The organism is Sphingobacterium sp. UBA5639 (genome assembly GCF_002421245.1).
Lineage (GTDB): Bacteria > Bacteroidota > Bacteroidia > Sphingobacteriales > Sphingobacteriaceae > Sphingobacterium > Sphingobacterium multivorum.
In genome coordinates this window covers 94,087-118,321 of sequence record NZ_DIJR01000001.1, presented here as the reverse complement: position 1 = coordinate 118,321, position 24,235 = coordinate 94,087, and the positions used below count along the sequence as shown (strand labels likewise).

Sequence of the window (24,235 nt, the reverse complement as noted above, 5' to 3'; positions counted from 1 at the left end):
TGTATTTTAGCGATTTAACCAAGTTGTTCTCAAAACACAACAGTCCCGATAAGCGGTAATTCTGCCTTGAGAACAAACCAATATATTATTTTTCCCAGACCAATGCGCTTGCACCAAGAATAGCAGCATCAGCCTCTTCCAATTCACTAAAGACCAGTTTAACTTTGTTTCTAAACAAAGGAAAAAGGTTTCTTTCCATATGGAGTTTCGCGGGTTTTAAGATAAAATCACCGGCCTTAATTACTCCTCCAAAAAGTAGAATTGCTTCAGGAGAAGAAAACATCACAAAATTTGCTAATGCTTCACCCAGTTTCTGCCCAGTATACCTAAATACCTCAATGGCTATCGCATCCCCTTTGAGCGCACATTCATGAACTGTCTTCGAATTGATCGCGTCCTCAGGGAATTGATTCAACATCGATTCCGGAAATTCGGCCCGCATTTTCTTGGCTGTAATGGTGATCCCTGTAGCAGATGCATAAGCCTCTAAACTTCCTTCAGAACCCGTACTCCAATGTTTTCGTCCTCCTGGTTTGACAATGGTATGGCCCAATTCGCCAGCAAAGCCATCGTGTCCATAAATAAGCTTCCCTCCGGCCACTATGCCGCTTCCTACGCCCGTGCCTAAGGTAATCATAATAAAATCTTTCATGCCGCGTGCCGCACCAAAAAGCATTTCACCATAAGCAGCGGCATTTGCATCATTGGTAATGGTGCAGGGAATCTTAAATTTGGCCGTCATTAAATCGCTAAATCGAATCACACCTTTCCAAGGGAGATTGGGAGCGTGGTCTATTGTCCCAGTGTAATAATTAGCATCAGGCGCGCCGACACCAATTCCATCAAAGCTTTGTTCACCACCAAATGCTTCAATTAAGGGATAAGCTTTCTCGTACAACGCATCAATAAACTCTTCCACCGTTTGATAAGCATCTGTTTTTATGCTTCCTTTTTCAAGTACTTCGCCCCGATGATTGACCACACCAAATTTTGTATTGGTTCCACCGATATCTATTCCCAACGCCACGCGTTTTGATAAATCTATTAATGACATTTCTCTTCCGTGTTTCTAAGTTCTAAAATTACTAAAAGATAATATTTTATAAGGAATCAACAAAATCTTCTTCACAATTATCCATAAATAGCATGCTAATCCCCTTTGAAAAGCCGATCTACCGACCACCAGATCAACCTAACTTAAAAAATTTAAATGTGCTAAATACCCGATAAATATGAGGTAAAATAAAGTATCAGCAACCTAAAGCAGGCAACGATATCTGCCGGTCACCCGGGATTTCAGCCAAATGAAAAATGGATTTCACGTTATTAACGAGTGTTTTTGTCCGTAAAGACTTTGTATAGCAGAATTACGACAGAGGACTAAAATCGGCATAATTTTAGCGTCTTAATAATTGCTGAATAATTGCTGAGCCGCTATATTAATACGCTAATGAATAAAATATTGAGATTTTTCGATCTACATCAGGGAGAAGACCGAAAGGAGGCTGTTCTAGAAAATGTTGTGAGCAATATCTCTTTTCGCGGTGCTAATGCATGGATTCTAGCATTGCAATTGTGGTTGCATCTGTAGGGCTAAATGTAAATTCTACAGCGGTAATTATCGGTGCTATGCTTATATCTCCATTAATGGGCCCGATTGTTGGAGCTGGATTTGCGTTGGGGACATTTGATTTTCCCCTCTTAAAAAAATCATTAAAAAATCTATTGATAGCAACTTTAATAAGCTTAGTTGTTTCTTATATTTATTTTCTTTTAAGCCCCTTCAAGGAAGCGCAATCCGAATTATTAGCGCGTACATCGCCCAATATCTATGACGTAATGATTGCACTATTTGGTGGTTTAGTAGGGGTTATCGCTATTACTAGGGTAGACAAAGGTAATCCTATTCCTGGCGTTGCCATAGCAACAGCCTTGATGCCCCCACTTTGTACTGCAGGCTACGGATTAGCTATCGGTAATCTCAGTTATTTTGCGGGTGCTTTATTTCTATACATCATCAATTGTGTTTTTATCTGCATTGCTACATTTATCATTGTCAAATATTTGCGTTACCCCAAAACTCATTATATCGATAAAAAACGCGAAAAAAGAATTACTCAAAGTATTACCATCATCACGATTATTCTTGTATTGCCAAGTGTCTATTTTGCATACAATCTACTGCAAGAAAAAAAATACACCAGCAAGGTAAACCAATTTGTTCAACAGGAACTCAGCAACAAAGGTTACACCGTTATCTATGAAAAGCTGGAGATGAATAGTAATCCAAAGAAACTTGAACTTGCCTTTTTATCAAAAAAATTCAGTGACAAAGAGGTAGAATCTTTACAGCGTGTAATGGAATCATTTGGTATTACCAATACTAACCTTGTCATTCATCAGGATAGTTTAGATTTAAAATCGAGTATTCTAAGCGAAATAGACAGACGTACAGCAGCTGTAAGTGAAAAGGATCTCACGATACGCGCCCTAAACAATGAATTAGCGAAATACCAGTTGGCCAGTCCGCAACTTGATCGCGATATCGCTGTATTATTCCCCGAACTGAATTCCTATAGCATTGGTGTCCAACAACATTATGCAAAGGCCGATAGCGTCGCCAGGATCGTAGCATTTATATACGCTACCAAGACCCCACTTCCATTAGCGCAACACGAAAAATTACAACAATGGTTGCAAAATCATTTTCCTAAAGATAGTGTAGCGATTATTAGTCAATAGTAGGCAATCCATCGGAAAATATATTTTTAATAGCATCTGCTCAACAAGCAAGTAATGGAAAAATTAAAAGATCAGGACCAGCCATTCGTGTTTTTTAACGATTTAAGGAAAATATAACACAATACTGGAAAGCCTACATAGTAAATAACGAAAATGAACAGCGGAAATATTCCTTCAGGTCTAACCGGATCGACGGCATGAGCTTTTACCAAAAGTTGCAATCCAATATTTTTTTCCTTTGAGAATACGACCATTGTTGTGAAATTATAAGCAAAATGCAAAGCAATTGGAAATATTATTTTACCTGTTTTTATACATATACGTGCTAGTAAATAACCAAATACACCCGTCGACATAAAAACTCTTGACATTTCAAACACATGTCCGATTATGCCATATGAAAACCAGTGATAAACTCCAAAAGCTATGGCTGTTATGAATGCAGCTTTTGTCTTCCCAAAGCGACTGACTAGCATATACAATAGAGCTCCTCTAAAGATCAATTCTTCAAATATAACTGCTTTTGATACATAATAAAGACTTCGAAAAAAATCTCCAAGTGTATACTCTGGGTTAAACTTATAAGGATTTTCTACCAAATAGGCTATTCCTAAATAGAGGATAACCAAATAAAACATTGGTACAACCAAACTTAAAAATAACGGTTTGCCTTTCGCATAAAAGCCCAACACCCTAAGATCCTGGTGACAGAAGTGTTTTAGTAAAAACCAAGAAACCAACAATTCAATAACAATAGCAATCATACTTTTTTTCTACAAAGCTATGGCCTTAAATCATTTAATTTTACGACATTTGAATACGTCGCAAAATGCCGTAAGATGACCAATAAATCAAGTAAAGAAAAAATTGCACTTCTGATCAAAAATGCACGTATAAACCGAGGCTACTCACAACAGCAACTTGCTGATCTGGTCAAGCTTAATCTGCGATCCGTACAGCGTATTGAAAATGCTGAAGTCCTTCCAAGGGCCTATAACCTAAATCTTATAGCAAGGGAACTTGAGCTGGATATAGCAGTACTGAAAGAGGAAAGCAATATTTCAGATACAGCAGAACCTGACCAAATCAATAATACATTTAATAAACCTCGAAAACTCATACTAAGTATCGGTATCGGATTGATTGGTATTTTATTAATAGCCGCCTTTCTATCACAATCAAGTGGTTTCCCGGAAACGAGCTTTGAACTGTTTTTGTTGCTTGCTTTGGTTGTTGTGGTTTATGGGATCATACTTTGGACCATTTGGCGTAGTTAACAATCTACTACTTTACGATAGATGCATCTTGTATAAAAATTTCAACCCGAGTCCTGTCTTTTTCGTTAAGCTTGACATATCCTTTTAAAGTAATAGGGTTCTCCTTCAACCAAATTTTATCGTTGTTAGCCAACGTAATCTCTACCATCGGTGGAATTCCATTTTGCCCACAAAACATGCATTGTAAAACAGGTAAAACGGACAATAGGAACCTGTTATGTCGAAGACCTGCCTTGAGCGGCACCATATACCCCTGAAGTTCCACCTTCATGCCATCCATTTTTGCAAGCTTACTGGGAAAAAATGGCGTGTATATCGTTTTCCCATTTTTCTTGTTCACTTTATACAACATGGTATCAAAGGTTTTCCAAACTTCATTCATGAGTGGCTTATGGTCTGCTAGATGCTGAGATTCCAACCCCGTTTGTGCCAAGACTGAATAACACTCTCCACCTAAAAAAATGAATAAAAAAACAAGAGTAAATTTCTTAAACATAGCCTATTAAAGATGTGACAATCAAATATAGTGAAAAAACATTACATGCAACTAAATTGCATTTACTACTTTTTCACTATATTTATAAAAATAAGTTAACAACTCCTAATTGCAGGAGCCTTCGTATATCTAATCAGCGTACACTAACAAAGGAATTATTTATGAACACATCATTAAAAAGAGACATCTCCTCCCCTATCGAAAATCTAGGCGATCTTCATATCATGACTTCGATTGATACACCTATGCGACATGATGCATTTACACGAACCGACAGCGAGAAAATTAAAAAGATCGCGCAGCTTTTTCAGGATATCATGCATGAACTAGGCCTTGACCTCCAGGATGATAGTCTCAGTGGAACCCCCTATCGTGTGGCTAAAATGTATATCAATGAATTGTTCTATGGCCTCAATCCAGCCAATAAGCCCCAACTTTCCACATTCGAAAATCGATATGGTTACAACAAACTATTGGTTGAGAAAAATATACGTGTAAATTCAGCCTGCGAGCATCATTTTCTGCCAATTGTGGGACGAGCGCACATTGGTTATATAGCAAAGAAAAAAGTAATCGGATTATCAAAGATAAATCGTGTAGTAGATTATTACGCACACCGCCCACAGGTACAGGAACGGCTTACGTTACAGATTTTTAATGAACTTAAATCGACCTTAGAAACGGATGATATTATTGTGCTCATTGACGCAGATCATCTCTGTGTATCAGCACGGGGAGTTAAAGATACGACCAGTAGTACAACTACCATGGAGTATAGTGGGATATTCGCATCGGAAAGTCAAAGAAATGACTTCTTTAATTTATTGAAATAAGATACCATATGGAATAATTTTCCATGTACTTCTGATAATTATATATCGCATATTTAATCATAAAAAATGAATAAAAGTCATGCTCGCCCTGTCACGATACTGACAGGCTTTTTAGGTGCCGGAAAGACTACTTATCTAAACGCCCTAATGAAATCATATCCGAACAAACGTTTTGCTATTATCGAAAATGAAATCGGCCAACTCAACGTTGACAGCATGTTACTGACTGAAAATTACGGACAACTTGTTCCACTTCAGGAAGGCTGTCTCTGCTGTACGCTAAATGACGAGCTCTATAGTTCGCTTGAATTACTTTATAAAAAACAAGATAGTTTTGACGAGTTGGTTATCGAATGTACTGGTTTAGCCATACCGACTGCAATTATAGAGCCCTTTACGACGCACCCGATATTCCATAACTACTTCCCTTTAAAAAAAATTATTTGTCTCGTAGATGCCGCTCTTGTCGAAGATCAGATCAAGGAAAGAGATGAAGTACTCAGACAAATTATGGCGGCTGACGCCATCATCATTAATAAAACCAACGATGTACACCCAACTTATCTAGATTCGCTGTACAATTATTTAGCGAACCTAAATCCACTTGCAAAAACTTTATATTCGAAAGGAACAATGGAATTTCCTTTTGAAATAATTGAAGATATAGTGTACACAAAGAAAATAGAAACGTTTTCTTTTCTCAAAAACCTGTCCCCCAATAAGACGACAATATTAGGTCAATCGAGTTTCGGAAAATCACATCTCAAAGATATTTCGACACGAATCTACACCTTTGCCGAAGAGTTTAATTTCGTCAATTTATTCCTTGGTTTGAGCAAGCTTGTCGGAAAATATACAAACAGAATCTACAGGGTAAAAGGAATCGCATTTAAAAAAAATAGCGACAAAAAAATCATTATTCAAGCTGTAGGTTCTCGTATCGAAATGAGTTATGGCAGCCAATGGAAACAGGAGGATAAAAAGTTGAATACGATGGTTTTTATCGGGAAAGAACTGGACAGTCTGTATATAGAGCGCCTTCTCACAAGACTACTGGAAAATCATTCCAATTAATAAGAGGTAAATACCATCATCGATGTACGATGTCTTAGAATTGCTGCGCTCGATAGTGAATTCGCGCACGGCTTTTCTAAATTCCACTGTGGAAGCTTTAAGGTGATTAATTAATCTATCAATTTATGTAGATTTATATTTCAGCCGCGCTCCAAAGAAATGCAATCATTTCCTGCCGAACCAGCATACGATACTTGCATTCGGAAAGAAATTTTGATTCTATTGAGGTAGCAGTTAACAGATCGCATTAAAAATCATAGGTCAATGTATAATAAAATTATAGATTATGCACAGATTTACTTGTTGCTGAATTAGAATTTTCCGTCATTTGTGTAAATGATTTTTTTAGCTTAAAAAAAACCACAGCTAATTATTATTGACATGGCTGATACAAATCGAATTACACGGAGCAAATAACATGACCTATTTTACTCCTAATTTGTGCGTACTCCCAGATTGAATTATTGAAAATCATACAACATTAAAACAACAATGAAAAAATTAACACTTGCCCTAATTTTCTTGGCTGGAGTCTACACACAGCATGCTGAAGCACAGACAGCAGGTACAGGACCCGACAAAGGACTTGATCTGAGCTTAATGGACAAATCTGTACGTCCACAGGATGACTTTTACAACTACGTAAGCGGAACCTGGATGAAAACGGCTAAAATTCCTTCCGACAAACCCACATGGGGAAGCTTCAATAAATTGGCAGAAGATACGGACAACAATTCGATGAAAATTCTGAACTCACTTTTAAAAGATAAATTTCCTGAAGGAAGTGAGGGCAAAAAAATACAGGACCTGTATGCTTCTTATATGAACTTACAGAAAAGAAATGCAGACGGTATTAAACCGATCCAGGGAAATTTAAACAGAATCGACGCGATTAAAAACCTAAAAGATCTTCAGAATTATTTAACTTCCGTAACGAAAGAAGGTGAGAATAATTTCTATGGCTGGGGGGTCTACGCTGATTTAAAAGATTCAAAAATGAACGCGGTCTACTTAGGAGATGCCTCATTAGGACTAGGAAGAGATTATTATCAAAAAGAAAATGAAAAAAATACCGAAGCTATTGCCGAGTATCAAAAATATGTAGCTTCCATGTTAACAGAATTAGGCTATAAAAATGCTGATGCTGCCGCAAAAGGAATCGTTGACTACGAAAAAAGCATTGCGAAGACCTACTTGACCAATGAACAAAGCCGTGATAATACGTTACAGTACAATCCACAGACCATGGCAGAGTTAACCGCCTTGGTTAAAAATGTAAATCTACCTGAGTACCTTAAAAAAGTAGGTGTCAATACAGAAAAAGTAATCATTGGGGAATTAGGTTATTACAAGAACTTCGATAAATTGGTCAGTGCACAAAACCTTCCTGTTATTAAAGATTACTTAAAATTCCATATGATCAACGGTAGTGCCTCTTATTTAAGCGAAAAATTAGGAGACATGCGATTTGCTTTTTATGGTAAGTATTTAAGAGGTCAACAAGAACAAAGAGCGTTAAATAAAAGAGGTTTTGAACTGATCAATTCTACATTAGGCGAAGCTTTCGGAAAATTATATGTCGAAAAATATTTTCCAGCTGAGGCTAAAGCACAAATGGTCGAATTGATCGACTATTTAAAGAAAAGTTTTGCAGTCCATATCAACGATTTGAGCTGGATGTCTTCGGCTACAAAAGGAAAAGCGCTTGAAAAATTAAACAAATTCACTGTAAAAGTTGCCTATCCGGACAAATGGAAAGATTATTCCAAATTGAATATTCTATCTGAAAATAAAGGCGGGAATCTGTATGCTAACCTCCAAAATATCACCACATGGCGATATGAAAAGGATCTGGCTAAAATTGGCAAAGCTGTAGACAAATCAGAATGGGGAATGACTCCACAAACAGTAAATGCCTATTACAATCCCGTAAACAATGAGATCGTGTTTCCGGCAGCTATTCTTCAACCACCATTTTTCAACCCGCAAGCCGACGCAGCTGTCAATTTCGGTGGTATAGGTGCCGTAATTGGCCACGAAATGAGCCACGGATTTGACGATTCAGGTGCACAATTTGATGCGGACGGAAACTTGGTAGACTGGTGGACACCAGAAGATAAGGCCAATTTTGAAAAAGCAACAAAAACACTCGCAGCTCAATACGATAAATATGAACCTGTAAAAGGCACTTTCGTTAACGGCACATTTACAAACGGCGAAAATATCGCGGATTTAGGCGGTGTAAACATTGCATACGACGCACTTCAAATGTATCTGAAAGATAAGGGAAACCCAGGTGAAATAAGTGGATACACACAAGACCAACGTTTTTTCCTAAGCTGGGCAACTGTGTGGAGAACCCTATCCAGTGAAAAATATATGGTCAACCAAGTTAAAACGGATCCACACTCTCCAGGATATTTTAGAAGTTTTGGTCCATTGATCAATGTTGATGCTTTTTACAAAGCTTTTGATGTTAAACAAGGAGACAAACTGTACAAGTCACCGGAAGAAAGAATCAAAATTTGGTAATAAGCAAAACTACAGGAGCTGTCTCAACAAAGCAGCTCCTGTAGTTTTGTTTAATCCAGTCTCTATTTCTGTTGTGAACCAACCAACCAACCAACCAACCAACCAACCAACCAACCAACCAAGCCCAATATCGAAAACCGCACTAGTAACATTTCGTTTATAATTCACTAAATCATTTTAGTATACTTATATTCATATTCTGAAAAACCAAGAAGTATACCATGATAAAAACCAAAACCTCAATTTTTGTGCTGGCACTATCGTTCTTCGGTTGGCTTAATGCTTTGGCACAACAGCCACAGCTTTCAACCCCATGGACAGCAATAGCCAAGCAAACAGAAATCCCACTTTCCGAATATCCACGTCCCCAAATGGAAAGGAATGAATGGCTATGTCTCAACGGTAAATGGGATTATATAGGTGGAAAGGATGCTCCGAACGCACTAAATCCTGCTGTCCCCATTTCCTTTGACCACAGCCGAGAAAGCATTCTTGTCCCCTATTGTCCAGAGTCCTATTTATCCGGAATACAACGCAAACAAGAAATTAATCTGTGGTATCGTAAAAATTTCGAGCTACCTAATCATTGGAAAGGGAAAGATATTATACTCCATTTTGGTGCAGTGGATCACGATGCGACCATATTTGTAAATGGTAGAAAAGCTGGTACTCATTCAGGTGGCTACGACTCCTTCTGGATCAACATCACTGAGTTTTTAAAGGCCGGTCCAAATAACATTGTCGTCGCAGTGCATGACAAGAACGACGGTAAGTATCCTTCGGGCAAAAATGGACCTCGAGGCGACTATACATTTTCTTCTGGCATATGGCAAACTGTGTGGATGGAACCAGTAAGCAAAAACCATATACAGGGAATCAAATTGTTGCCTCAAGTAGCAGAAAAACAACTAAAAATACAGGTCACTAGCACAGCGAAGGCAAAAGTTACGGCCATCGTTTCTTCAGAGGGAAAAGAAATTTCAAAAACGGTAATTCAGTCGGGCATGGAATTTAATATCCCGGTAGAAAATCCAAAACTTTGGTCTCCTGACTCCCCCTTTTTATACGATTTAAAATTAAGTATACATGGGAAGAATGGAGAAATCATTGACGAGGTTAAGAGCTATTTTGGTATGCGTGATATTAAACTTGGTAAGGTAAACGGAATTGTAAGGCCGCTCTTGAATGACAAATTTGTGATGCAGCTCGGTCTCCTGGATCAGGGGTATTGGCCCGATGGTATTCTAACAGCACCTACGGAAGAAGCTCTCAAATATGATATCGAGTTTACCAAAAATGCTGGTTATAACCTTATTCGTAAGCATATGAAAACCGAACCCCAACGGTTCTATTATTGGGCAGATAAAATGGGACTGCTTGTGTGGCAAGATATGCCCTGCCTTTGGTATCCCGAAGAAGATACTACGATTTATCGAAAAGCATTTCGTGATGAATACAAGGCCATCGTTGACGACCACTACAACTCGCCATCCATTATCGCCTGGGTTCCTTTTAACGAAAATTGGGGCGCTTTCGATGTACGCAATATTACCGACTGGACCAAACAATATGACCCTTCACGTTTAGTGAACGGTAATTCGGGATTTAACAACAATCCATCTTACCAAAAAGCTTATGGTGACCCCGGAAATGGAGATTTTGTTGACACCCATATCTATGTTGGCCCAAAGGGTGCCTCAGAACCTGATTCGAAAAGGGCAGCTTCCCTCGGAGAGTTTGGTGGCGTAGGCTTATTTGTCCGCGGTCACATGTGGCCTGTCGAAAACAATGCCTATGCCTACGAACCCACTATAGAGGCACTCACAGACCGTTATATATTCCTAATGGATAATGTCGAACAATTGCTCCGATACAAAGGATTGAGTGTTGCTATTTATACGCAAACTACCGATGTGGAACATGAAGTCAATGGCCTATTGACTTACGACCGTAAAATACAAAAAATGGATCTTGAAAGAATAAAAGCAGTCAACCAAGCCGTGATTAAAGCTGGAAATGAATTGAATTAGCGGATACAGATGTTCGCTATTTCGCTCTCAAAGAATTTTCAAACGATTCAACTGAAACAGCTGTTCTTTTTGCAGAAGTGTTTAATAACAGATCAACGGGTAACACTATTATGGCAAAATATTCAGAAAAAGCATCTGAGAAAGTTGAAAAGACGATGCACGAAATGAAAGAAGGAAAATTAAAATCTGGTAGCGGGAAAAAGGTAACATCACGAAAACAGGCGATTGCTATCGGCCTCTCCGAAGCAAAAAAAGAAGGTGCCAAAGTACCCAAAAAAAAATCCTAGCAAGTAAACTTGCTAGGATTTTCTCTTTAGCCCAAATTATGCTTTTTCATGCGGCAATCTACAGTAGGGATTTTTTCTTGTCTGTACCATCATAAGGATCTGACAAAACATTTTGACTATCCTCGACATCTATAAAATTTTGATTTACATCTACGGGTGTATAAATATGAACACTGCTTCCATTTCTTTTTTTGAGATAATATTGAATCTTTGTTGTATCAATATTGGTCACATCTGAAGCTGTCCATATCATTTTATGACCTGCACCATCAATCGTTATTACTGTATCATTGCCACGAGCGATGATACGCTGCAGTCCCAATTCTCCTTTTCGATCACCTTCTCTTGTCAACAAATGTGTGTTACCATCTTTATCAATCATCCTGATCTGTTGATTATTGTTGCATCCAACTAAAAGGATGAAACTAAACAGAAGAAATGGAAGGGTCGTTCGTATTATTTTCATATCGTTCGTGGTATAACTCAATATAGTTTAACGACGAGACACAAAGATGCTGCCAAAATACAGCTGGCATGAAAGATACCTTCCAAAAGTTGGTGGATTTACCCCGAGTAGTGATCGCCTCCAGCAAACAACCTGCTGCTAATTCACATACAAAAACTATCTGTCTCTATTTTATATTCGTTTTTTTTATCAGACGGCTGGCACTTTCTGCTGCAATGATCAATGCTGCTGCAAGCATAATTACATCTTTCAGGACTAATCTACCGGCCGCGGATAAATAAGGAAAACCATAATTAGGTGACGGGAAATCTCCATCTAGCTTTGGCACAAACGCCTCTGGAGTTGTTATCAGGAAAGAAAGTGTAACCAATGACATAAGCACGGTACACAATGCCCCAAAAATTCCGATTTTAGGATACCAGATACCTAAAAATATCATCAGACCAATTGAAACAATTACAAAGCCAAGTATATAAGAAAAAATATAAGTTCCATTTTCTTGGTGCCATGCAATATTTTTCTTTACGACACGACCCTCCGGATTTTTAAACAACTGGTATTCCGGTATTAGCTCTCCGTTTTTATCCAACACCCGTTTTTCCGTATTATGATAAAAAAAACGCATTGCCGGACTATTAATAACAAAAGGAACTATACCATCAGCTTCATATTGAAATGCTTTTAATCCTCCAATCCATGCCATCACAATAAAAATTGAAATTCTAGCAAAGTTTGTAAAGATATATTGTGACTTTGCCAATAGCTTTATTATTTTCTCCATAACGTAGTTTGTTTAATACCATGCAAAACTAAACAATGGCTTAAATCCACAACATGGACAAATAGATCTATAACATAGACTTTTCGGCAACAATTGATAAACGGACCCGCTTCCGAAATACCTTAGGAGATACGCCTACCATCTTCTTAAAAAATCTACTGAAATAAAACTCGTCTTTGTACTGCAAATTGGCTGCTATTTCTTTAATACTTTTGGCCGTCAAATGGAGCTGTCTTTTACTTTCCAATACGAGGCGTTCCTGGATCAACTTTGAAGGGGATTTTCCCCATTTCAATTTTATTTTTTTCGTAAAAACGGCTGGACTTAAACCATAGTTCGCTGCATAAAAGGTAACTTCTTTATGCGCTTTATAATTCTTTTCCAAAAACTGCTCAAAGTCATCAATAATATCTCTATGAGCCCAATACGGTTTTTGTAGGTCGTTAAAAAGTAGCTTTTGTCTACTCGCCAGCGCTAAAATCAGCTGTAAATAGGTTCTGCTCAATGACTGATCATAGGATTCCGACGACATTTTGAGCTGATCTATTTTTTCCATGATAGTTGATATCTCATGATAAATAGCTGTTGAGAGCAACACATGAGGTTGCTGGTAGATGTTGTTGAATAGAATTCCATTACAGGCAACTTCATCTTTATGATATTCTATACAATAGAAATCGCCGTGAAATTTTAGCACACTAAAGGTACTTTTCTGCACCACATCCATCGTAAACAACTGATAGGGAGACAAAAACAAAACACTTTTAGGATCCGCATGGTATGTCACCAAATCAACCGAAAAACTCGTCGCTTTCTCAAATAAAAGAATGCAGTACAATGGTTCACTAATGTTGAATCTACCGGCAGATAATACTAATTTTTCAAACAGGATATGGGAATAGTTCATGTTATTAAGCTAAAATATGAATTTAATCGAACCTATTCATCCGGTCTTAAGCTTCGCTTCAAATGATAAAACTTAAGTAGAATATGGTCATACCATAAGGCAAATAAAAGCATACTAGCCGGTAACAATAATGTTTTCAGTTTAAAATATTGAAACATAAAGCCGCCTACAACTCCCCCAATAAAAAAGCCTCCAATAATCATCAACTTAAGAAAAATACTTTTGTGTAATTTCACTTTTTCAGCAATTTCTCTATAAAAAAGTAACTGCGAGATTTCAATACCAAGATCAGTAAACAATCCCGTCAAATGCGTCGTTCTGACAACTGATTGTGACACCTTCGTTACCAGGGCATTCTGAAGTCCCATAGCAAAAAGCAGGGCAAATGAAATTATGGTTGGTAACGTTGGCCCTGCTTTAAATAAAGCTGGGAGCAGTCCTACATTAATTAAGATAATAGACTCCATACAAATTGGAATGATATAAGCGTTATGTGATTTCTTTTTTGAAGCTAATTCTACAATAAAACCTGAAACGGTAGCTCCCATTAAAAAAAAAGCAATGTATAACAGATAAATCAAAGCCATCTTATAATTCATTAAAATCAACTGTTCTGAAAAAAATGCGAAGTGACCTGTGACATTCGTTGTTAAAGTGCTAACGGCAAGAACACCTGTAATATTGACCAAACCCGCCACACAAGATAAAATAGAGGCTAACTTTAAATTATGAATATAATTCCTTCCTCTCCCTTGATGCCTAAACATTTGAATTAATCTTTATAAATTAGAGAAAATAGATGAAAACAAGATTCATTTAAGGTTTCAGTAAATCATATACCCTGACATAATCCACCTCCATCTCTGCAGGAAATGCGCTGCTATCGACGCCTTGCACACCGCCCCAATCTCCACCAACGGCCAGATTCAATAGTAAATGAAATCTTTTATCAAATGGCCACACGCCATTGCCTTTTCCTTCATTTGGAAAACTGTAGATCTGTACATCATCCACGAAACCACGAATATACTCGGGGGTCCAGTCTATCCGATAATTATGAAACTCCGATGTTGCCTGATCAATTCGTTTCATCACTCCTTTTTGAGTTCCGATAGAATGATTATAATCCTTTGTATGAACGGTAATATGTATTGCATTCTCGTCATAACCGACATGCTCCATGATATCTATTTCTCCCGAATGTGGCCATCCTCCGTAAACCCAATCTGTCGGTAACATCCAAGCGGCTGCCCACGTACCTTTCCCTTTCGGCACCTTGGCTCGGACTACAAATCGACCATATAGAAAATCGCCCTTGTTTTTACTCACCAGCCTGGCAGAAGTATAGTTCAACCCTTCATATTGTTCTTTTATTGCAGTAATACGTAAAACACCATTTGCAACACTTGCATTTTTCCTGTTTGCATCTGTATAGTATTGAAGTTCATGATTTCCCCAACCATTATGCAAGGAGCCTACATCATATCCCCATTTTTTTGCGTCCGGAAGACCATCGTAATCGAACTCATCACTCCAACTGGGCATTTCAGCAAACTTATATTCTCCTACATGTGTACTATCGGGACTTACGGAAAGTATTGCGATCAAAGGAAGTATCCAAAGGCTCATTATGTTTATATTTTATACAATTATTGATAAAGCTAATGAAAAATATGAATAGATTACCTCACATCGGAGACGCAATTTAAAGCTCCGTTAGTAATTATAAAATCGCGGCTACTAACTTTAGTTTAATCATTTTCCCTTTACTAAAACGTGTACTATCAACCAATGGAAAGTGATAAGCAGGAGGAGATTACCCGCAATTAATATAAATTACGCTTAAAAAAGGTAGGTACAGTCAGGTTGCGATAAATTGCTTTCGTAAGATTTCGGGAAAATATACTTTTGAAAAAACTTTTAGGACTGTACGACACAAGTAAAAGATCAATAGCTTCGATTTCCACCATGTAGTCGATACAACGTGGTATAGGCATATTGTAATCTAAACTATTGACCGCATTTTTTTCCACATAATCAATTTTATTAAACGAAAATTGGGCGGATAGCTTTTGTTTCCAGTCTTCAATATCTTCTTGTTTTGGAGAGATATACTTTTGTGTTACGTGCAACAGGCTGAGATTAAATTTCTCCGGTACACGTAAGGTGAAACTGTCGAGTAGATCATATTCGGACGCTTTAAAATTGCTCAGTAATGCGATATTTTGCAACCCAAATTTTTGGAAAGTGATGGGTACTGCCAAGACACCGATTGGACTCTTTTTTATCAGGGCGAAGGTATTGCTTCCCAAGACAGCTTTCTGTATCATACCTTTACCTTTAGCTCCCATGACGATAAAATGATATTCCTTTTCTTGTAGTAAGTTTAGTACCGTTTTTTCCAAGTTGCCGGCCAAACTTACGGTTTTACAGCGGAGATCAGGAAATTCATCGTCGATACGTATCTGCCAGTCCTTGAGCATGCTTTCAGCCTCTTCCTTCTGAGGCTTCAAAAACATATTCTCCATTTTCGCATGGACACTGTCTTTTATTGGGATGGTATAAGTATGCAGAAGTTCTACTGTCCAATTAAATTTTTTAGCCAGATTCGCCGCATATCGAATAGCAGTCCATGAGTTTTCAGAAAAATCGGTGAGTACGAGAATTGTTTTGTCCATAAATATTTTGCAGACAAATCAGCGCGGATTATTAGTATTACAACAGTAAAGAAGGCAGAAGGTTTTTAATAATCAATCAAAAGAGAGACTTTAAAAAAAAGGTTTTCAAACGGGGAGAATGAAAACCTTAAATAACCAATTATAAACCTAAATTATGATACAACAAAGATAAACATCAAAAAGATAAAAACCAAAATAAACTACTAAAAAGATAGACTTTTTTTTATTAAGGAATCAGTACAGCCCTTCCTTTGATCTTACCATTGCGCATTCGATCATAAACTTCGTTAGCCTGATCAAGCTTAAACTGCTCAATTTCAATATGAATCTTCCTTTGCCTAGCTAAACCTACAACTTCCATAAGCTCAACCCGCGAGCCCCAATATGGGTTTGTCATACTCACACCAAAAGGAAGCCCCGACATATTGTACTGGTAGTGTCCCCCACCTAATCCAACAATTGTCAGGTCACCATCCAAACCAACAACCTTTGTTCCTAGATCTATAGTCGATGTCGCGCCTACAAAGTCAATCACTACTTTAGCTTTTTTAATGCCCGTAATCTTATTGATTTGTTCGGCTGCATTTGCATCCTTCGAATTAACCACATAGGCTGCGCCCAGTTCTTTAGCAAAGGCTAGTTTTTCTTCGGTGACATCACAGGCAATAATTGAACTCGCGCTTACTTCATTTAGTATTTGTAAGGCAACATGGCCCAAACCTCCAACTCCGATCACAACCACATACTCATCCGCTGTCAATTTGCCTATCGAACGTTTTATCGCCGAATAAGGAGTAAGTGCCGCATCCGTTAATGGCGCAGCAATGACTGGATCTAAGTCATAAATTGGGACCAGTAAACGCGAAGAAGGGACAAGCATATATTCCGCCATCCCACCATCAAGGCCTAGCCCACCACCATAGGCCATTTCAGACTGGTGATCACAATAATTTTCCTTTGATTGCTGACAGGGCTTACAGTGCCCACAACCCCAAGGGCCATAGACCAGTACCGCGTCTCCTTTTTTATAGTCTTTTACATCCGATCCAACTTCTTCAATCCAGCCCGCATTTTCGTGTCCCAAGGTAAATACCGTACCTACAACGGTCCCCTCATCTATAATGTGGAGATCAGAATGACAAACACCTGCACCACCAATTTTTAGTAATACTTCATCGCCCTTAGGAACGGGCTTCACAAGATCATTCACAACGCGGACATCTTTATGCCCAAAAAAACGTACTGCTTTCATATTGAATTTTTTTTGTTGACTAATAGAAGAACAAATAAGAACGATATATGTTTCAACACATATAAAGACAGCGGCAACATGTAAGTCTTATTTCAAGAAAAAGTATTGCAATCCCCTGATCGTATTACCTAACGGCAAGTCAAAAGTATTCATGCAATAAAGACCGGCAACTCGAAGATATTTATGTATTTTTATCGGGAATCAAATGATAAAAATACATGCTAAAAAAAGGTGAACATATTGAAGGCGTTCCTATGGAACTCCAACAATTGTTGGATATGGACGAAAAAGCCAATGTTTTTTTTGAAACACTCTCCAAATCATACAAACAGGGATATTGTGATTGGGTAGGCTCAGCTAAACAGGAACAAACTAGAAAAACAAGGGCAGAAAAAGCAATTCAGATGCTAAGAAATAATCAAAAAACGCTTAAAACCGTTTAAAAAAGAGGCATTAACTCCTAAAAAAGAGTTATAAATTAACGGCAAGAATAAATTTGATAGGCAAAGGTATTCAGAATAACATCGCAGACCTTTTTACATTTCAGCAATGTCAATTTTCAATAATTGTAACAATACTAGATAAACTTTAAAATTTCGATACCCAAATCACTTGTATCATTTTTAAAGTTTAATTACATTTGCTTTCAAGGATGCAAGGAAAATTCCATCAATATCTATTCGGCGTAGTTTGCGCAATACTTATCAGTTTTGGCTGGTATCATGTGCCAACACCAAATAATATCCCCTCCTGCAATCTTCACGCTGTCAACCACTTCAACAAGCAAGTAAAAAGCGAAGATTATGACACTAAAGTTATTCGCAAAACTAAACGTCCTCGGCATGAAAAATTAAGGGCATATTTTTCAGAAAATGACAATGAAAATGATGACGCGGGAAGTGATTCCAATAGCCCTAACTTATTTGCACTTACCGGGGATGATTTTGGGAATATAATATCGTATATCCATCCTCAATTTCAAAATACACGCACAGCAGTTTCGCTTGCAAATTCCAACCAGCTTACTTCTAGAAAAAACGCTCTCTATATCCATTACAGTGTATTCAGGCTGTGATTTTTTAATAATTTCTTAAAAAAACATCAAAATAGCTTTCAAAATCACTTGGAAGCAGGTCACACTATTGTTCAATTTTTCGGAAATAATTAAAAAACTATTATCATGGTCATGAGAAGCTTTATGTATATAAGCCTGTGCCTTATTATTCTATCTACAAGCTGCCAGTCAGAAAAAAAAGACAAAAAAGAAGCTGCAGTTTTCAACGTCACTACTCCTTTGGTCAAGGATACAATCGTCAATAAAGACTATGTCGCCCAAATCCGTTCGATCAACCATATTGAATTGCGCGCGCAGGAAAAAGGCTACATTCAATCGATATTTGTCGATGAAGGTCAATTTGTACAAAAAGGACAACCCCTCTTTAAAATCATGCCCAACCTCTATGAGTCCGATGTTAATCGTGCTAAAGCAGAGGTAAAATATGCTGAAATCGAATATCAGAACACCAAAAATCTGTCCGAAAAAGATATTGTCGCTCCGCAGGAAACTGAAATGGCAAAAGCAAAATATGAAAAAGCCAAAGCTGAGCTAGCCGCGATGAATACTCATCTCAAATTTACGGACATCGTAGCACCGTTTTCCGGAATCGTTGGTAAGCTTCACGTCCGTAAAGGAAGTCTTGTCGACGAAGGCGAGTTGATCACGGAATTGTCCGATAACAGTAAAATGTGGGTTTATTTCAATGTACCCGAAGTGGAATACCTCAATCAAATGGACGCAAAACAAGACAATGGCCCGCTGCATGTACGGTTAAACATGGCCAATGGAAAAGAATTCGGTCATGAGGGTATTGTTGAAACAATTGAATCAGACTTCAATAATGAAACTGGAAATATTGCCTACAGAGCGACTTTTCCGAATCCAAAGGGATTACTGCGTTATGGTGAGACAGGCAATATCGTCATTACATCGCCCTATAACAATGCGCTTATGATACCGCAGAAAGCAACATTTGAGGAGCTTGAAAAAAAATATGTTTACGTTATTACAAAAGATAATAAAGTAAAAGCAAGAGAAATAAAAGTTGCTGCCGAACTGCCGCATATCTATGTTGTTTCTTCCGGATTGGGCAAGGATGAAAAGATTCTGCTCAATGGACTTCGCATGGTACAGGAAAACCAGACCATTGAATCCAAATATCAGACTCCGGAGAAAGTCATGTCAAACTTAGATTTATATGCAGAGTAATTAAAAAAGCAGCATTATGTTTAAAAAAGTAATACATCGACCGGTATTTGCTATTGTCATATCGGTTGTCATCCTATTTATCGGAGGTTTGGCCATAAAGCAGCTTCCTACAGAGCAATTTCCAAAAATCGCACCGACTACAGTGGCGGTCTCCATTGCCTATCCTGGTGCAAGTGCCGATGTACTTGTAAAATCCTCCCTGATTACACTGGAGAATGCAATCAATGGTGTACAGGGAATGCGCTATATCGCTACCGATGCAACCAGCGCCGGTGAAGCGACCGTAAACGTCGTATTTGACCCCGGAACGGATCCCAACGATGCCGTAGTACTGGTCAAAACCCGGGTGGATCAAGTTATGCCACTATTGCCTGAACTTGTTCAAAAGGAAGGAGTCGTCGTCAATCCCATTCAGCCCAGTATGCTGATGTACGTGAATCTTTACAGTACAAATAAAAGCATGGATGAAAAGTTCTTGTACAACTATGCAACGGTAAACATCATTCCTGAAATCAATCGTATTCATGGTATCGCCAAATCACAAATCTTAGGTAGCCGTAGATATGCCATGCGCGTCTGGTTAAATCCCGATCGTATGCGTGCCTATAGCTTATCAGTTGATGAAGTGATGAAAGCGATAGGAGAACAAAGTATCATCGGCCGTCCCGGTCGACTGGGACAAAGCTCGGGTATTGCAGCGCAATCCCTCGAATATGTCCTAACTTATAAAGGACAATACAATACACCTGAAGAATACGACAATATTATCGTTCGCGCAAACGGCGACGGTGAAAACATCAAGTTAAAAGACGTGGCTAAAGTCGAACTGGGAAGTGAATTCTTTGACATCTATTCCAATTTAGACGGGCATCCCTCGGCTTCAATTGTGTTGAAACAGAATTATGGCAGTAATGCTAATGACGTTATTAAAGATGTGAAGGCAAAACTTGCTGAGATGAAAGGTAACTTTCCTCCAGGTATAGACTATAAAATCAGTTATGACGTATCCCAATTCTTGGATGCTTCTATCGAACAGGTCATGCATACCCTACGCGATGCTTTTATTTTAGTTGCCATTGTTGTGTTTATTTTCCTTGGCGATTGGCGTTCGACTTTGATTCCAATCATCGCCGTGCCCGTTTCGCTGATAGGTACATTCTTCGTCATCCAATGGTTCGGTATGTCGATCAACTTAGTGACCTTGTTTGCATTGGTGCTTGCCATCGGGATTGTCGTAGACAATGCCATTGTGGTCATTGAAGCAGTACATGCCAAAATGGAAGAAAGTGCCATATCGCCATACAGCGCTGTAAAAGAAGTCATGGGCGAAATCGCAGGTGCTATTATCGCTATTACAGCTGTTATGGTGGCCGTTTTTATCCCCATTTCATTTATGACAGGCCCTGTCGGAACATTTTACCGTCAGTTTTCAATTACCATGGCGAGTTCCATCGTGATATCTGCAGTAGTCGCATTAACCCTTACTCCTGTGCTTGCCGCGATGCTCCTGAAAAATAACCATGGTAAACCAAAAAAATCAAACGTATTCACCAAATCGCTCGACCTTTTTAACCGTACTTTTGATAAAATAACGGGCAAGTATGCCTCCTTACTTCGTAAAATTGCCAGCCGAAAAGTAATTACATGGGGTATCTTAATAGCATTCTGTGTCGGCATTTTCGTCATTAACAAAACGCTTCCAGGAGGTTTTATACCGAGCGAGGACCAAGGCACAATATATGCCATTATTCAGACTCCTCCAGGATCAACATTGGAACAGACCAATAAGCTTTCCAGAGAGCTCCAAAAGATCTGTCAAGGGGTAGATGGCGTAGAATCTGTCTCATCACTGGCAGGTTATGAAATCATGACGGAAGGCCGTGGATCGAATGCAGGAACCTGTCTTATCAACCTCAAAACCTGGGGTGAACGTGAACACTCCGTCAAAGAGATCATGGAAGAACTTGAAGAAAAATCAAAAAATCTAGGTGCAACAGTTGAATTCTTCGAACCTCCGGCTGTTCCGGGTTTTGGTTCTTCAGGAGGTTTCTCCATGCGCCTGCTGGACCTCAATAGGACCACCGATTACCAAGATTTCGATAAAGTCAATAAAGCTTTTATTGCTAATCTCAAAAAGCGCAAAGAGTTAACTGGTGTATTCACTTTCTTCGCTGCTAATTACCCGCAATACGAATTGGTATTTGACAATAACGCCGCCATGCAAAAAGGCGTTTCCATTGGTAAAGCCATGGACAACCTCAATATCCTTATCGGTAGTACCTATGAGCAGGGTTTTATCCGTTTCGGTCAATTCTTCAAGGTCTATGTACAATCTTCACCAGAATTTAGAAGGCTACCTTCCGATATCATGAACCTTTACGTCAAAAACGATCATGACCAGATGGTTCCTTATTCGGCCTTTATGACCTTAAAAAAAACACAGGGACCAAATGAAATCACGCGCTACAACATGTACAATTCGGCCGCCATCCGTGGACTTCCGACAAATGGGTATACAACAGCCGACGCCATTCAGGCAATCAACGAAACCGCAGTTCAAACATTACCGCACGGCTATAAAGTTGCCTGGGAGGGCTTGTCCTATGATGAGGCTCAACGCGGAAACGAAGCCGTTTATGTCTTTTTAGTCGTCTTAGTCTTCGTATATCTTGTACTTGCGGCACAGTACGAAAGCTTCATTATTCCATTTGCAGTATTGTTGTCGCTACCCGTGGGTGTATTTGGATCATTCTTTTTATTAAAGGCAATGGGTCTTGAAAATGACATCTACGCACAGGTCGGGCTGATCATGATTATTGGTTTATTGGGTAAAAATGCGGTGCTTATCGTAGAATATGCCGTGAAAAGGCGTCAAGCTGGCGATAGCATATTGGAAGCAGCTATTGAGGGCTCAAGAGCGCGTTTCAGACCAATTCTCATGACCTCATTTGCATTTATCGCGGGACTTGTACCACTTGTCTTTGCCAGCGGCGCGGGAGCTATCGGTAACCACACCATAGGTGCCTCAGCGCTGGGCGGTATGCTCGTCGGAACTATCTTTGGCGTTATTGTCATTCCCGGACTCTACTACATTTTTGCAAAATTGGCTGACGGAAGAAAAATGATCCAAGCCGAAGACGAATCACCATTAAGCGAAGACATGATACATTATGAATAAGAACAGATTATATCACTATACAGGTTTCGCACTTTTCTTGCTTAGTCTTGCAGCCTGCAAACCACTGGAAATAAAACAACGTGCCGAAAATAAAACCGTTCCCGGAAAATATGGGGATGCTGACAGCGACACCGTGAATACAGGAAAAATCAAATGGAACAGCTATTTCAGCGATCCCAATTTACAAGGACTGATCGGTCAGGCACTAGCAAACAACCAGGAGCTACATATTATGCTTCAGGAAATTGAAATAGCCAAAAATGAGGTAAGCGCCAAAAAAGGTGAATATCTACCTTCCGTAGGCGTAAAAGTTGGCGCGGGGGTCGACAAAGTAAGTCGCTACACAAACATTGGAGCGATGGAAAAGAATACAGAAATCGAACCCGGACGTGAAATGCCTGAACCGCTATTTGATTTTGGAGTTGGTGTACAGGCACAATGGGAAACAGATATCTGGGGTAAACTTCACAATGCGACCAAAGCGCAGCTGCAACGGTATTTTGCCAGCGTGGAAGGCAAAAACTTTATGGTAACTCACCTAATATCCGAAATTGCAGATTCTTATTATGAACTCCTAGCGCTGGACAACGAACTCCTGGTTATCAATGAGAATGTAAAGATTCAAAACGACGCCCTTGTCGTCGTGAATGACCTGAAGAAAAATGCGCGATCCAATAAATTAGCGGTCAAAAGATTCGAAGCCCAGATATTGAAAACCCAAGGTATGCAATATGATATCAAGCAGAAGATCACAGAAACAGAAAATAGAATAAACTACCTTGTTGGAAGATTCCCGCAGCCGGTTCAAAGAGACCAAGCCTCTTTTGACAAGCTTGTTCCTCAAACCGTCTACACAGGTATTCCCTCGGAGCTATTAGAAAACAGACCCGATATTAAGCAGGCGGAGTATGAACTTGCAGCTTCCAAACTGGATATAAAATCGGCTAAAGCCCGCTTTTACCCATCCTTGGATATTGCTGCTGGTGTAGGGTTTCAGGCCTTTGATCCAACTTATCTCGTTAAGCCGGAATCATTTCTGGCTTCGCTCGTTGGAGAACTTACTGCGCCCCTGATTAACAAACGAGCGATCAAGGCGGCTTACTATAATGCCAATGCACGACAGGTTCAGGCTGTTTACCATTATGAACAGACCATATTGGCTGCTTATATTGAAGTTGCAAACCAGCTCTCCAAAATTAAAAATCTGGAGAATGGCCTACAAATTAAGACCAAGGAAGTTGATGCATTAAATGAGTCTATCGGTATTTCCAACGACCTCTTTAAATACGCTCGCGCAGATTATATGGAAGTTCTGCTAACGCAACGCGATGCCCTGGAATCTAAATTTGAGCTCGTTGAGAAGAAGGTCAACCAACTCAAAGCAAGCGTAGCGATATACAGATCCCTAGGAGGCGGATGGGATCATTAATAGCGCA

The 24,235-nt window shown here is 39.0% G+C and carries 22 protein-coding genes; 12 read left to right on the top strand and 10 right to left on the bottom strand.

Annotated features, from left to right (window positions below):
• Positions 1-85: 85 nt before the first annotated feature.
• Entirely contained in the window at positions 86-1,054 is a 969-nt protein-coding gene (locus B4Z90_RS00550) for an ROK family protein (protein ID WP_046675099.1), read from the bottom strand.
• A 500-nt stretch (positions 1,055-1,554) separates the two neighbouring features.
• Between B4Z90_RS00550 and B4Z90_RS00545 the strand changes: the two genes are divergently transcribed.
• Positions 1,555-2,742: a DUF389 domain-containing protein gene (locus tag B4Z90_RS00545; protein WP_236560260.1), complete on the top strand. Its 1,188-nt coding sequence runs from the start codon at positions 1,555-1,557 to the stop codon at positions 2,740-2,742.
• Positions 2,743-2,813: 71 nt separating this feature from the next.
• Here the strand turns inward: B4Z90_RS00545 and B4Z90_RS00540 are convergent, their stop codons facing one another.
• Positions 2,814-3,506 carry a CPBP family intramembrane glutamic endopeptidase gene (locus B4Z90_RS00540; protein WP_112375865.1) on the bottom strand — a complete coding sequence of 231 codons (693 nt, stop codon included), beginning with the start codon at positions 3,504-3,506 and terminating at the stop codon, positions 2,814-2,816.
• 75 nt (positions 3,507-3,581) lie between these two features.
• On the opposite strand from B4Z90_RS00540, the gene B4Z90_RS00535 reads away from it, so the two are divergent.
• A complete protein-coding gene (locus tag B4Z90_RS00535) occupies positions 3,582-4,019 on the top strand; it encodes a helix-turn-helix domain-containing protein (protein ID WP_070566885.1) in 438 nt (145 codons plus the stop codon).
• A 7-nt stretch (positions 4,020-4,026) separates the two neighbouring features.
• Here the strand turns inward: B4Z90_RS00535 and B4Z90_RS00530 are convergent, their stop codons facing one another.
• The gene (locus B4Z90_RS00530; RefSeq protein WP_112375864.1) at positions 4,027-4,515 is read right to left on the bottom strand and encodes a hypothetical protein; all 489 of its coding nucleotides are present in this window, start codon (positions 4,513-4,515) and stop codon (positions 4,027-4,029) included.
• A gap of 161 nt (positions 4,516-4,676) precedes the next feature.
• On the opposite strand from B4Z90_RS00530, the gene folE reads away from it, so the two are divergent.
• The 5 genes from folE (at position 4,677) to B4Z90_RS00505 (ending at position 11,271) form a co-directional block, all read left to right on the top strand.
• Complete coding sequence (gene folE, locus B4Z90_RS00525; protein WP_115050134.1) at positions 4,677-5,348, top strand: GTP cyclohydrolase I FolE; 672 nt, start codon at positions 4,677-4,679, stop codon at positions 5,346-5,348.
• 66 nt (positions 5,349-5,414) lie between these two features.
• Positions 5,415-6,422 carry a CobW family GTP-binding protein gene (locus B4Z90_RS00520; RefSeq protein WP_070566891.1) on the top strand — a complete coding sequence of 336 codons (1,008 nt, stop codon included), beginning with the start codon at positions 5,415-5,417 and terminating at the stop codon, positions 6,420-6,422.
• 492 nt (positions 6,423-6,914) lie between these two features.
• A complete protein-coding gene (locus B4Z90_RS00515; protein ID WP_112375862.1) occupies positions 6,915-8,954 on the top strand; it encodes a M13 family metallopeptidase in 2,040 nt (679 codons plus the stop codon).
• Between the two features lie 221 nt (positions 8,955-9,175).
• Complete coding sequence (locus tag B4Z90_RS00510) at positions 9,176-10,984, top strand: glycoside hydrolase family 2 protein (RefSeq protein ID WP_083295991.1); 1,809 nt, start codon at positions 9,176-9,178, stop codon at positions 10,982-10,984.
• 110 nt (positions 10,985-11,094) lie between these two features.
• Positions 11,095-11,271 (top strand): DUF6496 domain-containing protein, encoded by a 177-nt coding sequence (locus B4Z90_RS00505; RefSeq protein ID WP_167450483.1) that lies wholly within the window; start codon positions 11,095-11,097, stop codon positions 11,269-11,271.
• Positions 11,272-11,329: 58 nt separating this feature from the next.
• On the opposite strand, the gene B4Z90_RS00500 is transcribed toward B4Z90_RS00505, so the two are convergent.
• The 7 genes from B4Z90_RS00500 to B4Z90_RS00470 all read right to left on the bottom strand — a co-directional run bounded on the left by B4Z90_RS00500 (position 11,330) and on the right by B4Z90_RS00470 (position 17,355).
• Positions 11,330-11,737, bottom strand: a complete 408-nt coding sequence (locus B4Z90_RS00500) for a hypothetical protein (protein ID WP_139145018.1) — start codon at positions 11,735-11,737, stop codon at positions 11,330-11,332.
• 166 nt (positions 11,738-11,903) lie between these two features.
• Positions 11,904-12,518: a DUF417 family protein gene (locus tag B4Z90_RS00495; protein WP_046675093.1), complete on the bottom strand. Its 615-nt coding sequence runs from the start codon at positions 12,516-12,518 to the stop codon at positions 11,904-11,906.
• A 67-nt stretch (positions 12,519-12,585) separates the two neighbouring features.
• Entirely contained in the window at positions 12,586-13,425 is an 840-nt protein-coding gene (locus tag B4Z90_RS00490) for a helix-turn-helix domain-containing protein (RefSeq protein WP_115050130.1), read from the bottom strand.
• Positions 13,426-13,457: 32 nt separating this feature from the next.
• Positions 13,458-14,192: a YoaK family protein gene (locus tag B4Z90_RS00485; protein WP_070566898.1), complete on the bottom strand. Its 735-nt coding sequence runs from the start codon at positions 14,190-14,192 to the stop codon at positions 13,458-13,460.
• 49 nt (positions 14,193-14,241) lie between these two features.
• Entirely contained in the window at positions 14,242-15,054 is an 813-nt protein-coding gene (locus B4Z90_RS00480) for a glycoside hydrolase family 16 protein (RefSeq protein WP_112375860.1), read from the bottom strand.
• A 197-nt stretch (positions 15,055-15,251) separates the two neighbouring features.
• Positions 15,252-16,103, bottom strand: a complete 852-nt coding sequence (locus tag B4Z90_RS00475; protein ID WP_115050128.1) for a universal stress protein — start codon at positions 16,101-16,103, stop codon at positions 15,252-15,254.
• Between the two features lie 226 nt (positions 16,104-16,329).
• Positions 16,330-17,355, bottom strand: a complete 1,026-nt coding sequence (locus B4Z90_RS00470) for an NAD(P)-dependent alcohol dehydrogenase (protein ID WP_070566904.1) — start codon at positions 17,353-17,355, stop codon at positions 16,330-16,332.
• A gap of 218 nt (positions 17,356-17,573) precedes the next feature.
• Here B4Z90_RS00470 and B4Z90_RS00465 point away from each other — a divergent pair, with 218 nt between their 5' ends.
• From B4Z90_RS00465 to B4Z90_RS00445, 5 genes are all read left to right on the top strand, one after another.
• Complete coding sequence (locus B4Z90_RS00465) at positions 17,574-17,798, top strand: YdeI/OmpD-associated family protein (RefSeq protein ID WP_112375855.1); 225 nt, start codon at positions 17,574-17,576, stop codon at positions 17,796-17,798.
• Between the two features lie 209 nt (positions 17,799-18,007).
• The gene (locus B4Z90_RS00460; RefSeq protein ID WP_046675088.1) at positions 18,008-18,430 is read left to right on the top strand and encodes a hypothetical protein; all 423 of its coding nucleotides are present in this window, start codon (positions 18,008-18,010) and stop codon (positions 18,428-18,430) included.
• A 105-nt stretch (positions 18,431-18,535) separates the two neighbouring features.
• Entirely contained in the window at positions 18,536-19,621 is a 1,086-nt protein-coding gene (locus B4Z90_RS00455) for an efflux RND transporter periplasmic adaptor subunit (protein WP_046675087.1), read from the top strand.
• 16 nt (positions 19,622-19,637) lie between these two features.
• Positions 19,638-22,799: an efflux RND transporter permease subunit gene (locus tag B4Z90_RS00450; protein ID WP_115050126.1), complete on the top strand. Its 3,162-nt coding sequence runs from the start codon at positions 19,638-19,640 to the stop codon at positions 22,797-22,799.
• Positions 22,792-24,228: a TolC family protein gene (locus tag B4Z90_RS00445; protein WP_115050124.1), complete on the top strand. Its 1,437-nt coding sequence runs from the start codon at positions 22,792-22,794 to the stop codon at positions 24,226-24,228. The genes B4Z90_RS00450 and B4Z90_RS00445 overlap by 8 nt, the downstream gene beginning before the upstream one ends.
• The last annotated feature ends 7 nt before the right edge of the window (positions 24,229-24,235 follow it).

Excerpts from the sequence above, each read along its gene's own strand:
- B4Z90_RS00495 (WP_046675093.1), bottom strand. The coding sequence starts at position 12,518 with ATGGAGAAAATAATAAAGCTATTGGCAAAGTCACAATATATCTTTACA.
- B4Z90_RS00460 (WP_046675088.1), top strand. The coding sequence starts at position 18,008 with ATGCAAGGAAAATTCCATCAATATCTATTCGGCGTAGTTTGCGCAATA.
- B4Z90_RS00490 (WP_115050130.1), bottom strand. The coding sequence starts at position 13,425 with ATGAACTATTCCCATATCCTGTTTGAAAAATTAGTATTATCTGCCGGT.
- B4Z90_RS00530 (WP_112375864.1), bottom strand. The coding sequence starts at position 4,515 with ATGTTTAAGAAATTTACTCTTGTTTTTTTATTCATTTTTTTAGGTGGA.
- B4Z90_RS00520 (WP_070566891.1), top strand. The coding sequence starts at position 5,415 with ATGAATAAAAGTCATGCTCGCCCTGTCACGATACTGACAGGCTTTTTA.
- B4Z90_RS00475 (WP_115050128.1), bottom strand. The coding sequence starts at position 16,103 with ATGGACAAAACAATTCTCGTACTCACCGATTTTTCTGAAAACTCATGG.
- B4Z90_RS00535 (WP_070566885.1), top strand. The coding sequence starts at position 3,582 with ATGACCAATAAATCAAGTAAAGAAAAAATTGCACTTCTGATCAAAAAT.
- folE (WP_115050134.1), top strand. The coding sequence starts at position 4,677 with ATGAACACATCATTAAAAAGAGACATCTCCTCCCCTATCGAAAATCTA.
- B4Z90_RS00550 (WP_046675099.1), bottom strand. The coding sequence starts at position 1,054 with ATGTCATTAATAGATTTATCAAAACGCGTGGCGTTGGGAATAGATATC.
- B4Z90_RS00445 (WP_115050124.1), top strand. The coding sequence starts at position 22,792 with ATGAATAAGAACAGATTATATCACTATACAGGTTTCGCACTTTTCTTG.
- B4Z90_RS00470 (WP_070566904.1), bottom strand. The coding sequence starts at position 17,355 with ATGAAAGCAGTACGTTTTTTTGGGCATAAAGATGTCCGCGTTGTGAAT.
- B4Z90_RS00540 (WP_112375865.1), bottom strand. The coding sequence starts at position 3,506 with ATGATTGCTATTGTTATTGAATTGTTGGTTTCTTGGTTTTTACTAAAA.
- B4Z90_RS00480 (WP_112375860.1), bottom strand. The coding sequence starts at position 15,054 with ATGAGCCTTTGGATACTTCCTTTGATCGCAATACTTTCCGTAAGTCCC.
- B4Z90_RS00455 (WP_046675087.1), top strand. The coding sequence starts at position 18,536 with ATGGTCATGAGAAGCTTTATGTATATAAGCCTGTGCCTTATTATTCTA.
- B4Z90_RS00450 (WP_115050126.1), top strand. The coding sequence starts at position 19,638 with ATGTTTAAAAAAGTAATACATCGACCGGTATTTGCTATTGTCATATCG.
- B4Z90_RS00500 (WP_139145018.1), bottom strand. The coding sequence starts at position 11,737 with ATGAAAATAATACGAACGACCCTTCCATTTCTTCTGTTTAGTTTCATC.
- B4Z90_RS00510 (WP_083295991.1), top strand. The coding sequence starts at position 9,176 with ATGATAAAAACCAAAACCTCAATTTTTGTGCTGGCACTATCGTTCTTC.
- B4Z90_RS00515 (WP_112375862.1), top strand. The coding sequence starts at position 6,915 with ATGAAAAAATTAACACTTGCCCTAATTTTCTTGGCTGGAGTCTACACA.
- B4Z90_RS00485 (WP_070566898.1), bottom strand. The coding sequence starts at position 14,192 with ATGTTTAGGCATCAAGGGAGAGGAAGGAATTATATTCATAATTTAAAG.
- B4Z90_RS00545 (WP_236560260.1), top strand. The coding sequence starts at position 1,555 with ATGGATTCTAGCATTGCAATTGTGGTTGCATCTGTAGGGCTAAATGTA.
- B4Z90_RS00465 (WP_112375855.1), top strand. The coding sequence starts at position 17,574 with ATGCTAAAAAAAGGTGAACATATTGAAGGCGTTCCTATGGAACTCCAA.
- B4Z90_RS00505 (WP_167450483.1), top strand. The coding sequence starts at position 11,095 with ATGGCAAAATATTCAGAAAAAGCATCTGAGAAAGTTGAAAAGACGATG.